The 15,027-nt window shown below is 72.9% G+C and carries 10 protein-coding genes and 1 pseudogene; 6 read left to right on the top strand and 5 right to left on the bottom strand.

The window, feature by feature from the left end; genetic code table 11:
- The first annotated feature begins 163 nt into the window (after positions 1 to 163).
- Together speB and CCZ36_RS10575 are read left to right on the top strand one after the other, a co-directional pair.
- Positions 164 to 1,153, top strand: coding sequence for an agmatinase (gene speB / locus CCZ36_RS10580; protein ID WP_069742582.1), 990 nt, complete (start codon positions 164 to 166; stop codon positions 1,151 to 1,153).
- The gene (locus CCZ36_RS10575) at positions 1,150 to 2,832 is read left to right on the top strand and encodes a thiamine pyrophosphate-binding protein (RefSeq protein ID WP_069740428.1); all 1,683 of its coding nucleotides are present in this window, start codon (positions 1,150 to 1,152) and stop codon (positions 2,830 to 2,832) included. The genes speB and CCZ36_RS10575 overlap by 4 nt, the downstream gene beginning before the upstream one ends.
- Positions 2,833 to 2,858: 26 nt before the next feature.
- Here the strand turns inward: CCZ36_RS10575 and CCZ36_RS36920 are convergent, their stop codons facing one another.
- Positions 2,859 to 3,155 (bottom strand): helix-turn-helix domain-containing protein, encoded by a 297-nt coding sequence (locus CCZ36_RS36920; protein WP_443069801.1) that lies wholly within the window; start codon positions 3,153 to 3,155, stop codon positions 2,859 to 2,861.
- A gap of 292 nt (positions 3,156 to 3,447) precedes the next feature.
- On the opposite strand from CCZ36_RS36920, the gene CCZ36_RS10565 reads away from it, so the two are divergent.
- The 3 genes from CCZ36_RS10565 (at position 3,448) to CCZ36_RS10555 (ending at position 9,396) form a co-directional block, all read left to right on the top strand.
- Positions 3,448 to 7,236, top strand: a complete 3,789-nt coding sequence (locus CCZ36_RS10565; protein WP_069740427.1) for an ABC transporter ATP-binding protein — start codon at positions 3,448 to 3,450, stop codon at positions 7,234 to 7,236.
- Positions 7,237 to 7,431: 195 nt separating this feature from the next.
- Complete coding sequence (locus CCZ36_RS10560; RefSeq protein ID WP_069740431.1) at positions 7,432 to 7,824, top strand: hypothetical protein; 393 nt, start codon at positions 7,432 to 7,434, stop codon at positions 7,822 to 7,824.
- An 87-nt stretch (positions 7,825 to 7,911) separates the two neighbouring features.
- Positions 7,912 to 9,396 (top strand): S28 family serine protease, encoded by a 1,485-nt coding sequence (locus CCZ36_RS10555; RefSeq protein ID WP_128817527.1) that lies wholly within the window; start codon positions 7,912 to 7,914, stop codon positions 9,394 to 9,396.
- Between the two features lie 52 nt (positions 9,397 to 9,448).
- Here the strand turns inward: CCZ36_RS10555 and CCZ36_RS10550 are convergent, their stop codons facing one another.
- The 3 genes from CCZ36_RS10550 to CCZ36_RS10540 all read right to left on the bottom strand — a co-directional run bounded on the left by CCZ36_RS10550 (position 9,449) and on the right by CCZ36_RS10540 (position 13,138).
- Positions 9,449 to 10,138, bottom strand: coding sequence for a hypothetical protein (locus CCZ36_RS10550; RefSeq protein ID WP_206515721.1), 690 nt, complete (start codon positions 10,136 to 10,138; stop codon positions 9,449 to 9,451).
- Positions 10,139 to 10,261: 123 nt separating this feature from the next.
- Positions 10,262 to 12,094: a glycoside hydrolase family 3 protein gene (locus tag CCZ36_RS10545; RefSeq protein WP_128817526.1), complete on the bottom strand. Its 1,833-nt coding sequence runs from the start codon at positions 12,092 to 12,094 to the stop codon at positions 10,262 to 10,264.
- Positions 12,095 to 12,229: 135 nt separating this feature from the next.
- Positions 12,230 to 13,138 (bottom strand): LysR family transcriptional regulator, encoded by a 909-nt coding sequence (locus tag CCZ36_RS10540; protein ID WP_069740423.1) that lies wholly within the window; start codon positions 13,136 to 13,138, stop codon positions 12,230 to 12,232.
- A 102-nt stretch (positions 13,139 to 13,240) separates the two neighbouring features.
- Here CCZ36_RS10540 and CCZ36_RS10535 point away from each other — a divergent pair, with 102 nt between their 5' ends.
- The gene (locus tag CCZ36_RS10535; protein ID WP_443069800.1) at positions 13,241 to 14,335 is read left to right on the top strand and encodes an EamA family transporter; all 1,095 of its coding nucleotides are present in this window, start codon (positions 13,241 to 13,243) and stop codon (positions 14,333 to 14,335) included.
- Here the strand turns inward: CCZ36_RS10535 and CCZ36_RS10530 are convergent.
- Positions 14,271 to 14,942 (bottom strand): annotated as a pseudogene (locus tag CCZ36_RS10530) (sugar phosphate isomerase/epimerase family protein); the annotation flags it as partial. The gene CCZ36_RS10535 and the pseudogene CCZ36_RS10530 overlap by 65 nt on opposite strands.
- Between the last annotated feature and the right edge of the window lie 85 nt (positions 14,943 to 15,027).

The following is a 15,027-nucleotide window of genomic DNA, read 5'->3' as shown; positions in this document are numbered from 1 at the left end:
TGGAGGAAATGTACACTTCAGTCCCGCTCCCCGGCCACCTACCGTCGTCCTCGCGCCCGCGTCCGGCGAGCAGTGCACGGCACCCCGCACACTGGAGGCCGCACGGAAGCGGAACCGACACGAACCGTCCGTACGGACCGAACCACGGAAAGGCACACCCCCCATGAGCAGCACCGACTCGCCGCGCGGCCCCATCGACTCCTCCCGCGTCCCCCGGTACGCCGGGCCCGCGACGTTCGCCCGGCTGCCGCGGCTCGACGAGGTCGGGCGTACCGACGTCGCCGTGGTGGGCGTGCCCTTCGACACCGGGGTCTCCTACCGGCCCGGCGCCCGCTTCGGCGGCAACGCCATCCGTGAGGCCTCCCGGCTGCTGCGCCCCTACAACCCGGCTCAGGACGCCTCCCCGTTCGCGCTCGCCCAGGTCGCCGACGCCGGCGACATCGCCGCGAACCCGTTCAACATCAACGAGGCCGTCGAGACCATCGAGGGCGCGGCCGACGACCTGCTGGGCACCGGCGCACGCCTCATGACCCTCGGCGGCGACCACACCATCGCGCTGCCCCTCCTGCGTTCCGTCGCCAAGAAGCACGGGCCCGTCGCCCTGCTCCACTTCGACGCGCACCTGGACACCTGGGACACCTACTTCGGCGCCGAGTACACCCACGGCACCCCGTTCCGCCGGGCCGTCGAGGAGGGCATCCTCGACACCTCCGCCCTCTCCCACGTCGGCACCCGCGGCCCGCTCTACGGCAAGCAGGACCTGACCGACGACGAGAAGATGGGCTTCGGCATCGTCACCTCCGCCGACGTCATGCGGCGCGGCGTCGACGAGATCGCCGACCAGCTGCGGCAGCGCATCGGGGACCGGCCGCTGTACATCTCCATCGACATCGACGTCCTCGACCCCGCGCACGCCCCCGGCACCGGCACCCCCGAGGCCGGCGGCCTCACCTCCCGCGAACTGCTGGAGATCCTGCGCGGGCTCTCCTCCTGCCACCTGGTCTCGGCCGACCTGGTCGAGGTCGCCCCCGCGTACGACCACGCCGAGATCACCTCCGTGGCCGCCTCCCACGCCGCGTACGAGCTGACGACGATCATGTCCCGGCAGATCGCGGCTTCCAGGAGCCCCCGGAGCGCCGAGGGCGCCAAGTGAGTCACGACCACGACGACCGGCCGCAGCTCACCGCCGCCCAGGCCGCCGCCGTACTGAACCCGCCGGCCGGCCGCAACGGCGGTGACCTCGTCGTCGAGTCCCTCCAGGGGCTCGGCGCGACCACCGTCTTCGGCCTGCCCGGTCAGCACGCGCTCGGCATGTTCGACGCGCTGCGCCGCTCCCCGCTCCGGTACGTCGGGCTCCGCGTCGAGAACAACGCGGGGTTCGCCGCCGACGCGTACGGCCGGATCACGGGGGAGGCGGCCCCGCTGCTGCTCTCCACCGGTCCCGGCGCGCTCACCTCGCTCGCCGCGCTCCAGGAGGCGGCCGCCGCCTCCGCCCCCGTCCTCGCCATCTCCAGCCAGATCCCGACGGCGGGGCTCGGCGGCGGGCGGCACGGCTATCTCCACGAGCTGCGCGACCAGCAGGCGTCCGTCCGCGACATCGTGAAGTCCGTGCACACGGTGCGGGCCGCGTCGCAGATCCCCTCCGCGATCGCCGCCGCCTGGGAGTCCGCGCTGACCGCCCCGCACGGGCCGGTCTGGGTGGAGATCCCGCAGGACGTCCTGCTGGCCGAGACGGCTCTCCCCGTCGTCAGCGCCATGGACGCCACCCCGCGTGAGCTCTACCCGCGGCCGGAGTTGACGATCGCCGCCGCGCATCTGCTGTCCAACGCCGAGCGGCCCGTGATCATCGCGGGCGGCGGAGTCGTACGCTCCGACGCCTCCGGCAAACTGCGCGCCCTGGCCGAGAAGATCGACGCGCCGGTCGTCACCACCTTCGGTGGCAAGGGCGCGTTCCCCTGGGAGCATCCGCTGTCGCTGCGCTCCTGGCTGGAGGACCGGCACACCACCGACTTCCTGGAGGACGCGGACGTCCTGCTCGTCGTCGGCTCCGGCCTCGGCGAACTCTCCTCGAACTACCACACCTTCCGCCCGCGCGGACGGGTGATCCAGATCGAGGCGGACGCCGGGAAGCTGGAGTCCAACCACCCCGCCCTCGGCATCCACTCCGACGCCCGCGAGGCCCTGGCCGACCTGCTGGAGGCCGTCGAGCGCCGCGAGGACCCGGCCGCCGCCGATCGCGTACGTACGGTGCTGGAGAAGGTACGGGTCCGGATCGAGGCCCAGGAACTCACCCTGGAGCAGCAGGTCCTCGCCGCCGTCCGCGAGGCGCTGCCCGACGCCGCGCCCAGCTTCTGGGACATGACGATCCTGGCGTACTGGGCCTGGTCCGCGTTCGACGCCCGGCACCCCAACACCATGCACTCCGCCCAGGGCGCGGGCGGCCTCGGCTACGCCTTCCCGGCCGCCATCGGGGCGGCCGCCGCCGACCCGACGAAGCCCGTGCTCGCGGTCTCCGGCGACGGCGGCGCGATGTACTCCATCGCGGAGCTGGCCACCGCGCGCCAGTACGATCTGCCGCTGACCTGGCTGATCGTCGACGACGGCGGCTACGGCATCCTGCGCGAGTACATGACGGACGCCTTCGGCGAGACCACCGGCACCGAGCTGGCCCGCCCGGACTTCGTCGCCCTCGCCGAGTCCTTCGGCGTGCCCGCCGTCCGGACCGGTCCGGAGTCGCTCGCCGCCGACCTGGGCAAGGCGCTGGCGGCCCCGGGGCCTTCGGTCGTCGTGCTTCCGGCGCTGCTGCGGATGTTCGAGCCGACGCATCTGTAGGCGGGCGGGACCAGGCCTCGGCCCCCTCAGCCGGTGGCCGTCGTCCTCTCCGTGCCCGCGTCCGCCTCCCCTGCTTCGGCGGCGGACAGGGGCTCCGCGGAGGGCGGCTCCGGGGTGGCTTCCTCCCCGGTGGCCGTGTGGGGGACGAAGGAGATCCGGACGACGTCCTCCGCGTCGGGCCGCAGGCTGAAGTCCGCGTCCATCGCCCGGGCGAGCCGGACCAGCAGAGGCACGGTGGGCATGGAGCCGCCCAGCTCCAGCTTCGAGACCTGCGGCTGGGGCATGTTCGCGCGCCGCGCCAGCTCGGTCTGGGCCAGCCCCAACGCCGTACGGCGGTCGTAGACCGCCTGCCCGAGGTCCCAGGCGAGATCGAGCTCCCGGCGCCGCCGAGAGCGCGGAGCGGGCTCGGCGCTGTCCTCGCCCTCCGTGATGCTCGCGGCGACCTTCCGGGAGGGAAGTCCGTCGGCCGAGTGGCGGGGGCGCGCTTCGTTGACCCGGCAATCGGCGAGGCATGGTTGCGGAGGGATGAAATCCGCTCCCCGCCGTGTTGGTGCCTCCGGAAGATCGATACGGGACGGCCTTCCGGAAGACCGATACGGGACGGGGAGGCAACGCGTGACGGGCGCAGAGCAACAGGGGTGGGGCCGGCGGCTGACCGGGTACGCGTGGCGGTACCGGCGGAACGTCGTGCTCGCCCTCGGCTCGTCGCTCGCCGGCATGGCCGTCATGGCCCTCGTGCCGCTCATCACCAAGGTGATCATCGACGACGTGGTCACCGACCACACCCGCTCCCTCGCCGTCTGGACCGGGCTGCTCATCGGCGCGGCCGTCCTCGTCTACATCGCCACCTACATCCGCCGCTACTACGGCGGCCGGCTCGCCCTGGACGTCCAGCACGATCTGCGTACGGACATGTACGCGACGATCACCCGGCTCGACGGGAAACGTCAGGACGAGCTGTCCACCGGGCAGGTCGTCGGCCGGGCCACCAGCGACCTCCAGCTGATCCAGGGGCTGCTGTTCATGCTCCCGATGACCATCGGGAACGTGCTGCTCTTCCTCATCTCCCTGGTGATCATGGCGTGGCTCTCCCTCCCGCTCACCCTCGTCGCCCTCGCCGTCGCCCCCGCCCTCTGGTTCATCGCCCGCCGCTCCCGTACCCGCCTCTTCCCCGCCACCTGGTACGCCCAGAGCCAGGCCGCCGCCGTCGCCGGAGTCGTCGACGGGGCCGTCTCCGGGGTCCGGGTCGTCAAGGGGTTCGGGCAGGAGGACCAGGAGACCGGCAAGCTGCGCGAGGTCGGCCGACGCCTCTTCGCCGGGCGGCTGCGCACCATCCGGCTGAACTCCCGCTACACCCCCGCCCTCCAGGCCGTGCCCGCCCTCGGCCAGGTCGCCATGCTCGCCCTCGGCGGCTGGCTGGCCACCCGGGGCGAGATCACCCTCGGCACGTTCGTCGCCTTCTCCACCTACCTCGCCCAGCTCGTCGGCCCGGTCCGGATGCTCGCCATGGTCCTCACCGTCGGCCAGCAGGCCCGCGCCGGTGTGGAACGCGTCCTGGAGCTGATCGACACCGAGCCCTCCCTGCAGGACGGGACGAAGGAGCTGCCCGCCGACGCCCCGGCCGGGATCGAGTTCGACGACGTACGGTTCGGCTACGCTCCGCTTCGCTCCGCCTCCGCCACAGAAACGGACCTTGGAAGCGGAGCCTCCGAACGCCCCGTCCTCGACGGGTTCTCGCTCACCGTCGAACCCGGCGAGACCGTCGCCGTCGTCGGCGCCTCCGGCAGCGGCAAGTCCACCGTCTCGCTCCTGCTGTCCCGCTTCTACGACGTCTCCCACGGGGCCGTGCTCATCGGCGGCCACGACGTCCGCGAGCTGACCCAGGCCTCCCTGCGCGCCGCCATCGGGCTCGTCCCCGAGGACAGCTTCCTCTTCTCCGACACCGTCCGCGCCAACATCGCCTACGGCCTCCCCGACGCCACCCAGGAGCAGATCGAGACGGCCGCCCGCGCCGCCCAGGCCCACGGGTTCATCTCCGACCTGCCGAACGGCTACGACACCACCGTCGGCGAGCACGGGCTCACCCTTTCCGGCGGCCAGCGCCAGCGCGTCGCCCTCGCCCGTGCCATCCTCACCGACCCCCGGCTCCTCCTCCTCGACGACGCGACCTCCGCCGTCGACGCCCGCGTCGAGCACGAGATCCACGAGGCGCTGAAGCAGGTGATGGCGGGGCGGACCACCCTCCTCATCGCCCACCGCCGCTCCACCCTCCAGCTCGCCGACCGCATCGCCGTCCTCGACGGCGGGAAGCTCGCCGCGATCGGTACCCACGAGGAGCTGGAGCGCACCTCCGCCCGTTACCGCCGCCTGCTCACCGACCCGGACGAGCTGGGCGCCACCTCGCCCGGCCACCGGCCGTCGCGCCCGGACGCCGGCCCCGAGGACGACCGCGTCCTCCAGGAGGAACTGGACGCCGAGTTCGACGCGGAGCGCGGCATCACCCCCGAGCTGTGGATCCGCAGGGAGGAGGAGCGGGACACCACCGTCGCCGGTATGCCCGCCACCCCCGAGCTGCTCGCCCAGGTCGAGGCGCTGCCGCCCGCCACGGACACCCCCGAGGTCGACGAGGCCGCCGCCGTCCGCCCGGAGGAGTCGTACGGGCTGCGCCGGCTGCTGCGCGGCTTCGGCGCGGTCCTGCTCATCAGCCTCGGGCTCGTCGCCGTCGACGCCGGGATGGGCCTGCTGCTGCCGGTCCTGATCCGGCACGGCATCGACGACGGCGTCAGCCGGCTCTCCATCGGCGCGGTGTGGGCGGCCTCCGCGATCGCGCTGGTCGTCGTGCTCGTGCAGTGGGCCGCCCAGATCGGCGAGATCCGGATGACCGGCCGGACCGGCGAGCGGATCCTCTACTCGCTCCGCCTGAAGATCTTCGCCCAGCTCCAGCGCCTCGGACTCGACTACTACGAGCGCGAGCTGACCGGCCGGATCATGACCCGGATGACGACGGACGTGGACGCGCTCTCCACGTTCCTCCAGACCGGTCTGGTCACCGCCTTCGTCTCCGTGGTCACCTTCTTCGGCATCATGGTCGCGCTGCTCGTCCTGGACATCCAGCTCGCCCTGGTCGTCTTCGCCACCCTGCCCGTGCTGATCATCGGCACCTTCTTCTTCCGGCGCAGCAGCGTCAAGGCGTACGAACTGGCCCGGACCCGCATCAGCGCCGTCAACGCCGACCTCCAGGAGTCCGTCGCCGGTCTCCGTATCGTCCAGGCCTTCGGCCGCGAGCACGACGGGGCCGCCCGCTACGCCGAGCGCAGCGACGCGTACCGCGAGGCCCGGGTGCGCGGCCAGTGGCTGATCTCCGTCTACTTCCCGTTCGTCCAGCTGCTGGCCTCCGTCGCCGCCGCCGCGGTGATGATCGTCGGCGCGGGCCGGATCGACAACGGCACGCTGACCGTCGGCGCCCTGGTCGCCTACCTCCTCTACATCGACCTGTTCTTCGCCCCCGTCCAGCAGCTCTCCCAGGTCTTCGACGGCTACCAGCAGGCCACCGTCTCCCTCGGCCGCATCCAGGAGCTGCTGCGCGAGCCCACCTCGACCGCCGACCCGGACGAGCCGCTCGACGTGCCCTCGCTGCGCGGCGAGATCGCGTTCGAGGACGTCTCCTTCGCGTACGGGGACGAGGAGGAGGCCCTCACCGGGATCGACCTGCACATCCCGGCCGGTCAGACCGTCGCCTTCGTCGGGGAGACGGGGGCCGGGAAGTCGACCCTGGTCAAGCTGGTCGCCCGGTTCTACGACCCCACGGGCGGCCGGGTCACCGCCGACGGCACCGACCTGCGCAAGCTCGACATGACCGCCTACCGGCACCGCCTCGGTGTCGTCCCGCAGGAGGCGTACCTCTTCGCCGGGACGGTCCGCGACGCCATCGCCTACGGGCTGCCCGACGCCACCGACGCCGCGGTGGAGGCCGCGGCCCGCGCGGTCGGCGCGCACGAGATGATCGCCACGCTGGAGGGCGGCTACCTCCACGAGGTCGCCGAGCGCGGCCGCAACCTCTCCGCCGGACAGCGCCAGCTGATCGCGCTGGCCCGCGCCGAGCTGGTCGACCCGGACGTCCTGCTCCTGGACGAGGCCACCGCCGCCCTCGACCTCGCCACCGAGGCCCTCGTCAACCAGGCGACCGACCGGCTCACCGGCCGCCGGACCACGCTGGTGGTCGCCCACCGGCTGACGACGGCCGCCCGCGCCGACCGGGTCGTGGTGATGGACCACGGACGCGTCGCCGAGGACGGTACGCACGCCGAGTTGCTCGCCCTGGACGGGCAGTACGCCCGGCTGTGGCGCACCTTCATGGGCGAGGGCATAGAGGGCCTGGGGGAGGACGAGCCTGCGGCCGTCTGAGGGCCCGGTGGCCCCGGTGGGCTGCCGCCCCGGTGGTCTGCCGCCGGGGGCCGGACACGCCCGTGCAACCTCTCGGGCGTCTGCTGCGTCGTAGCCAGGGACGCATGGGCGTACAGATGTCAGGTGGGGGCGAACGTGTTCGACACAACGCTGGGGTCGGTGAGCCGGGACGGGGCCGCGGGACCGGCCGGAGCGGTGAAGCCGATACGACGGCGACGGCTGCCGCTCGTCGGCCTCCTCGTCCTGCCCCTGCTGGGCGGACTCGTTCCTCTCCTCGCCGCCCCCGGCCCCGCCCAGGCCGCCTCCGGCTGCTCCGGCCGCCCGGCGAAGACGGTGGAGTTCTCCACGGGAGAGCTGCGCGTCTACAAGTCCCGCGCCCACGCCTGCGCGGTGACCGTGGCCAAGAAGCCCGGCAAGCGACGCACGATGAGCGTCACCCTCCAGGCGCGCGGCGGTCGCGTGGTCTCCGACAAGGGCTCGTACACGAAGATGGCCGGCCCGGTCACGGTCAACGCGCTGAACCGCTGTGTCCGCGCCACCGGCGCGATCGGCAAGAAGTCCGTCTCCACCGGATGGATCCTCTGCTGACACGGATGACACGGACAACCGGGTCTGGCGTGCCGTGTGTTGCCCCGATAAGTTCACGGCGACTGTCGTGAATCAAGGGGAGCGTGCATGCGCAAGTCACTCACAGGGGTTCTCTCGCTCGCCGTGCTCATAGGCACGGTCGGAGCCACGGGGGCCTCGGCCGGTGCGGCCACCGCCGCGGAACCGGCCGCCATCCGGAGCAGCGGAGCTGCGGCCGGCAGCGAAGCGGGCACCGAGGACATCAAGGACCGCATCCTGGCGATCCCGGGCATGAGCCTGATCGAGGAGAAGCCGTACGCGGGTTACCGCTACTTCGTCCTCAACTACACCCAGCCGGTCGACCACCGGCGCCCGTCCAAGGGCACGTTCCAGCAGCGCCTGACCCTGCTGCACAAGGACGTGAGCCGCCCGACGGTCTTCTTCACCAGCGGTTACAACGTCTCGACCAACCCCAGCCGCAGCGAGCCGACGCAGATCGTCGACGGCAACCAGGTCTCCCTGGAGTACCGCTTCTTCACCCCGTCGCGCCCCGCCCCGGCCGACTGGTCCAAGCTGGACATCTGGCAGGCCGCCAGCGACCAGCACCGGGTGTTCACCGCGCTGAAGAAGATCTACGACAAGAAGTGGCTGGCCACCGGCGGGTCCAAGGGCGGCATGACCGCCACGTACTTCGAGCGCTTCTACCCGAAGGACATGGACGGCGTCGTCGCCTACGTCGCGCCCAACGACGTCAACGACAAGGAGGACTCGGCCTACGACCGGTTCTTCCGCAACGTCGGCACCAAGGAGTGCCGCGACAAGCTGGCCGGCGTGCAGCGCGAGGCGCTGATCCGGCGGGCCCCGCTCCAGAAGAAGTACAAGGAGCAGGCCGCCGCCAACGGCTGGACCTTCAACACCGTCGGCTCCCTCGACCGCGCCTACGAGGCCACGGTCCTGGACTACGTGTTCGCCTTCTGGCAGTACAGCCTGGTCGCCGACTGCGTGGACATCCCGGCCGACGCCAAGAAGGCCACGGACGACGACATCTGGAACTCCGTCGACGCCATCTCCGGCTTCTCCGCCTACGCCGACCAGGGCCTGGAGAGGTACACCCCGTACTACTACCAGGCGGGCACCCAGCTCGGCTCGCCGGACATCAAGCAGCCCTGGCTCGGCAACCTGAGCCGCTACGGCTACCAGCCCCCGCGCAACTTCGTGCCCCGCTCCATCCCCATGAAGTTCGACCGGCGCGCGATGCGGGACATCGACAGCTGGGTCAAGCACAACGCCCGGCGGATGATGTACGTCAACGGCGAGAACGACCCGTGGAGCGCGGAGCCGTTCCGGCTCGGCGGCGGCGCGAAGGACAGCGCCGTCTACACCGTCCCCGGCGGCAACCACGGCGCGCGGGTCTCCGGTCTCCCCGAGGCCCAGCGGGCCAAGGCCACCGCCGACATCCTGCGCTGGGCGGGCGTCGCCCCGGCGGCCGTCGAGAACGACCCGGCGAAGGCGAAGCCGCTGGCCACGTTCGACACCAGGCTGGACCAGCGCAACGGCGAGGTCGACCGCGACGAGGCCACGCTGCGCCCGTAGTCGCTCGCGGCTGTCGTAGCCGCTCGTGCCGGGCTGTGCCCGTCGGTCACCGTCACCATCCGGTGGACCGGCGGGCGCAGCCCACCGGCTTCTCCCCGCGCAGGGAGACGAACAGGTCCGTGTCGCCCGGGCACTGGGCCCGCCGCCGCACCGCCGACTCCACGCGGTAGCGCGGTGCGCGGCCGCCCGCGTCCGCGCACGCGGTCTCCGTGACCTCGCCCGCGCGGGGGGCGGTGACGCAGTCGCCGGCGACGGTCAGCGGTCCGCCGCCCTGTCCCGGGTCGCCCGGGTGCGGGGGCTCCAGGTTCCGCATGCAGGCGTAGCCGGTGGTGAGCCGGGAACGGGCCCCGGTGCCCGTCTCGGACACGTGCAGGACGAAGTCGGTGGCGTCCGGGCAGGGCGGGCCCGACGACGGGGTGCCGAGGTGCCGGGCGAGGACGGTGGCCGCGGCCTTCTCGCTGCGGCAGAACACCTCCCGGATCACCGGGCCCCGCGAACTGCAGTCCCCGGGCCCGAGGAACACCACTCCGTACGGGGACGGCCCGGGCGAGGCGGGGGCGGGCCCCCGGTCGTCGGTGACCGTACGGCCCGGGGCCTCGCAGGCCGTCGTCAGCAGGAGCGCGACCACGACCAAGAAGGCGGCCACGGCCGGCGCGACGCGGGCCGGCAGGAACACGCGGGCCGGTAACGGGGCGGCGGCGGGCCGTCGGCTCCGGGCCCCCGAGGACGTGTGGTCATCCATGAAACTCCCCAATACGTCTTCAAAGACGTACACCCGGCGCGGCCCGCCGGAGCGGGGCCACGCCAGGTGCGGGGGTGCTTTGCGCCGATGACCGGAGGCCGGGGCCGTCCGGTCGTCGTAGGGCTAGTACGACAGCCCGTGGCCCACCGGGTACAGCACCTGCGTCGGATCGTCCGCGCGCTGCACCGGGACCGGCAGGGTGCCCTCCGGCTCGGCGCGGCCCGCGATCACCCGGGCCGCCGCCCGCAGTTCGACATCCGTCCAGGAGTACGCGGCGAGACTCGCCGCGACGCCGGCCGCGGTGAGGTGGGCGATGTCGTACGGGTTGCGGATCGCGATGGTGACGACGGGGACGCCGGTCGCCACGAGCGCGGTCACCAGGGTGCGCTGCGAGCTGCTCGCCGTGACGTTGTACGTCGCCACGACCACCGCGTCCTTGCCCTCGGCGGCGGCGACCGCCTCGTCGATCTTCGCCCGGTTCGGGGCCGTACCGGTGGACAGCGCCCGTGCGCTGAAACCCAGTTCGCCGAAGGTATGGGCCAGGGTGCCGGTCGGCGGGCCCGTCGTCCCGGAGGGGGAGGCCGGATCGGCCCCCACCACCAGCAGGTTGCGGTGGGTGCGCCGGGAGAGCGGCAGCAGCGCGCCCGGATCGGAGAGCAGGGTCGTCGTGCGCTCGGCGATCCGGTCGGCGGCGGCCCGGTGGGCGCGGCTGCCGACCGTGCGCTCGACGCCCCGGTGGCTGACGAACGGGTCCTGGAACAGGCCGAGTCGGCTCTTCAGCCGCAGGATCCGCAGGATCGATTCCTCGATCCGCGCCTCGCTGATCTCGCCGCCGCGGACCGCCTCCAGCACGGCGTTCCAGGCGACGGAGAGATTCGGCGGGTTCAGCAGCTGGTCCACGCCCGCCAGCAGGGCGAGGACCGGCACGCGGTCGTCGCCGTACTTCGTGCGCACCCCCTCCATGCCGAGCGAGTCCGTGACCACCACCCCGTCGTAGCCCAGCTCCTCTCGGAGGATGCCGGTGAGGATCGGCCGGGAGAGCGTGGCCGGGTCCTCGGACGGGTCCAGGGCCGGGACCACGATGTGCGCGGTCATGATCGAGTCGATCCGGGCCCGGATCGCGGCGCGGAACGGCGGGGCGTCCAGCTCCTCCCACTGGGCGCGGGTGTGGTTGATGACGGGCAGTCCGGTGTGGCTGTCGGTGTTCGTGTCGCCGTGACCGGGGAAGTGCTTCGCGGTCGAGGCGATGCCCGCGCCCTGGTAGCCCTTGACCTGCGCCGCGACCAGGTCGGCCACCGCGTCGGGGTCGGATCCGAAGGACCGTACGCCGATGACCGGGTTGGCCGGGTTGACGTTGACGTCGGCGTCCGGCGCGTAGTTCTGGTTGATGCCGAGCGCGGCCAGCTCCGCGCCCGCGATCCAGGCGGCCCGCCGGGTGTCGGAGCGCGAGCCGCCCGCGCCGAGGGCCATCGCGCCCGGCAGCAGGGTCGCGGGTTCGCCGACCCGGCAGACGATGCCGTGCTCCTGGTCGGTGGAGACGAGGAGCGGCACCCGGTGGCGCTCGGCGAGCGCGGCGCGCTGGAGGCCGTTGGAGAGGTCGGCGATCTGGTGCGGGTCGCGGGTGTTGTGCGCCCAGGTGAAGTAGATGATGCCGCCGACGTGGTACGTGGAGATCAGCTCGGCCGCCGTGCGGACCCCGATCTCCCTGAGGTTCGCGTCGATGTCGGCCTGGTCGGGGTCGGTGGCGGAGTGCCCGTAGACCCGCATCACGAAGAGCTGGCCGACCTTCTCCTCCAGGCTCATCCCGGCGATGATCCGCCGCAACCGGCGGTCGGTGGAGGCGTTCGTGGGGTGCGCGGAGGCGACGGCGGGCGGGGTGAGGGCGCCGGTCGCCGCCGCGGCGGTGACGGCCGCAGTGGCGGTGAGGAGGGTGCGTCTTGAGGTGCGGTGGGGCACGTGAGCTCCTTCCCGGGGTGAAAGAAACTTCCAAGGAAGTACGCTTATAGGGAAAATAACTTCCGGTCAAGAGGCCGTGCCGGGGCCCGGGGTGACGTGCCGCCAAAAGATTCCGCGTCCGTAGCCGGACTCGTCTCACGCCAGTCCGGCCGCCGCCCCGTGGGCCCGCAGCGCGTCCACCGCCGCCGTGATCGCCGGACGCCTCGCCGCCTCCCTGCGCCACAGCGCGTACAGCCGCCGCTCCGGCACCGGGTCCAGACGCACCGCCACCACCCCGTCCGGCAGCGGCCCCCGCCCCAGCCTGGGCATCATCGCGATGCCCAGACCGGCCGCCACCAGGGCGAGTTGGGTGTGGTTCTCCTCCGCCCGGTGCCGGATGTCGGGCTCGTACCCCGCCGTGCGCAGCGTCCGCACCAGCCAGTCGTGGCACACCGTCCCCGGCGGCTGGCAGATCCACCGTTCGCGCGCCAGCTCCTCGCGGCGCACCCCGTCCCGCCCGGCCAGCGCATGCCCCTCGGGGGCCAGCAGATCGCACCGGTCCAGCCCGATCACCGCCTGGGCCAGGCCCTCCGGGGCGGGCAGCGGCGCGATGTCCCAGTCGTGTGCCACGGCCAGATCGACGACCCCCTTCGCGGCCAGGTCCACCGACAGATGCGGGTCCACCTCGTCCAGCCGGACGTCCAGCGCCGGATGGTCCCGGTCCAGCTCGGCCAGCACCCCCGGCAGCAGTCCCCGCGCGGCCGAGGCGAACGCGGCGATCGTCAGCCGGCCCGTCGGCAGCCCCCGGCGCTCCTCCAGCTCCGTCTCCGCCTGCTCCATGATGGCCAGCAGCCGCTGGGCCGTGTCGGCCAGCCGCAACGCCTCCTCGGTCAGTGCCACCCCGCGCCCGCGACGCTCCAGCAACGTGGTCCGGGTCTCCCGTTCCAGCTTGGTGATCTGCTGGGAGATCGCGGACGGGGTGTAGCCGAGGGCGGTCGCCGCGCCCGCGACGGAGCCGTGGACGAAGACCGCGTGCAGGGCGCGCAGCCGGGCCAGATCGAGCACGGTGACCTCAATTCCTTCGGGGGCATTCTTCAGCAGCGCTGAACCCCACCATGAAGAAGCCCGCGCTGGTGCTACACGGTCATCCTGCTGAATGCTCGCCGCATGCGTCCACGCCATATCGCCCTGGCCGTGCTCGTCGCGGCACTCTGGGGCGTGAACTTCGTCGTGATCGAGCTGGGGCTCGACCACTTCCCGCCGCTCCTCTTCTCAGCGCTGCGCTTCCTCGCCGCCGCCGTGCCCGCGATCTTCCTCCTGGGCCGGCCGTCGGTCGCCTGGAAGTGGGTCGTGGGGGTCGGACTCGTCCTGGGGGTGGGGAAGTTCGGGCTCCTGTTCATCGGCATGGACCAGGGGATGCCCGCCGGGCTCTCTTCCCTGGTCCTCCAGGTCCAGGCCGTTTTCACCGCCCTGCTCGCCGCCCTCGCCCTCTCCGAGCGGCCCGGCCGGATCCGGGTGGCGGGCATGGCGGTCGCGCTCGCGGGCATCGCGGTGGCCGCCGTGGACGAGGGGGCGGGCGGGCCGGTGCTCGCGTTCGTCCTCGTCGTCGGGGCTGCGGCCTGTTGGGGCGTGTCCAACGTGTTCACCCGCCGGGCGGCGCCCGAGGACGCCCTGACCTTCATGGTCTGGGTCTCGGCCGTTCCCGTGCTGCCGCTGCTGGGCCTGTCCCTCCTCTTCGAGGGCCCGGACCGGGACGCGGAGGCGCTGGCCGCCCTCGACTGGAGCGGGGTCGGCATCATCCTGTTCGTCGCCTGGGTCAGTACGGTGTTCGGCTTCGGCGCCTGGGGCTTCCTGCTCCGCCAGTACCCCGCCTCGTCCGTGGCGCCCTTCACCCTGCTCGTGCCGGTCTTCGGGATGTCCTCGGCGGCGCTCGCGCTGGGCGAGGAGGTGAGCCCGCTGCGCTGGTGCGCGGCGGCGCTGCTGGTGGGCGGGGTGGCGCTGACCTCGGGCGTCGGACTCCGGACCGCGGCGCCCCGGCAGGAGCCGGACGCCGGGGCCGCTGCGACGACCGCCGGATCCGCTACTGCTTCGGGGCTCCCAGCCGCAGCAGGTGGTCGCGTCCGGCGTCCAGCAGGCCCGGCAGCTCCGCCGCCCCCGCGTGCCAGCGCTTCTCGTACTCCCAGCACACCCACGTGTCCGGACCCAGCTCGTCCAGACACTCCGCCAGCGGCAGCACCCCGGAGCCCAGCGGCAGCGGAGTGAGGTCCTCCGCGGAGGCGACGTCCTTCACCTGGATGTAGCCCAGGTGGGGAGCGAGCACCGCCCGGGCGGCCGCGGGCTCCTCACCGGCGAGCCAGGTGTGCAGCACATCCCAGATCGCGCCGACCCGGGGGTGCCCGACCGTGGCGACGACCCGGGCGACGTCGAGCCCCGCTCGGTGCGAGTCGTGGGTCTCCAGCAGGATGCTCACGCCCATGTCGGCGGCGGCCGGGGCCACCGAACCGAGCCGCCGGGCGGCCGTCGCGTCGGCCTCCTCCCGCTCCTGGTCGCCGCCGCCGGGGAAGACCCGGACAAAGGGCGCACCCAGGTCCCGGGCGAGCTTCACCAGCTCGGACAGCTCCGCGAGGACCGGCTCGTCGTCCCCCTCGGCGGCCACCCGAACATACCCGGCGAGAGCCAGGATCTCCACCCCGCCCGCCTTGAACGCCTCGACCACGTCGGCCCGTTCCAGCGCCGAGAGCCCCAGGTGCACGGGCTCCTCGGGATGGACGCGCAGCTCCACCCCCTGGTAGCCGTTCTCGGCGGCGAGCCGGACGACCTCGGCGACCGGCGTCCCCGGCACCCCGAGGGTGGAGAAAGCGAGCTTCATCGTGCGTGTCCTTCCCTTGTGCCGACGTCCCGCTCCTGCCCGCCGGGCCGGTGGCTACTCCCGCGCGCGGTTCCGTACCGCTCCG

This window comes from Streptomyces sp. S063, from assembly GCF_002832675.1.
GTDB lineage: Bacteria > Actinomycetota > Actinomycetes > Streptomycetales > Streptomycetaceae > Streptomyces > Streptomyces sindenensis.
This window is presented reverse-complemented; position numbering and strand designations above follow the sequence as displayed.

Bases quoted from the DNA above. Each gene is read 5' to 3' on its own strand.
- speB (WP_069742582.1), top strand. From the start codon at position 164: ATGAGCAGCACCGACTCGCCGCGCGGCCCCATCGACTCCTCCCGCGTC.
- CCZ36_RS10555 (WP_128817527.1), top strand. From the start codon at position 7,912: ATGCGCAAGTCACTCACAGGGGTTCTCTCGCTCGCCGTGCTCATAGGC.
- CCZ36_RS10550 (WP_206515721.1), bottom strand. From the start codon at position 10,138: ATGGATGACCACACGTCCTCGGGGGCCCGGAGCCGACGGCCCGCCGCC.
- CCZ36_RS10535 (WP_443069800.1), top strand. From the start codon at position 13,241: ATGCGTCCACGCCATATCGCCCTGGCCGTGCTCGTCGCGGCACTCTGG.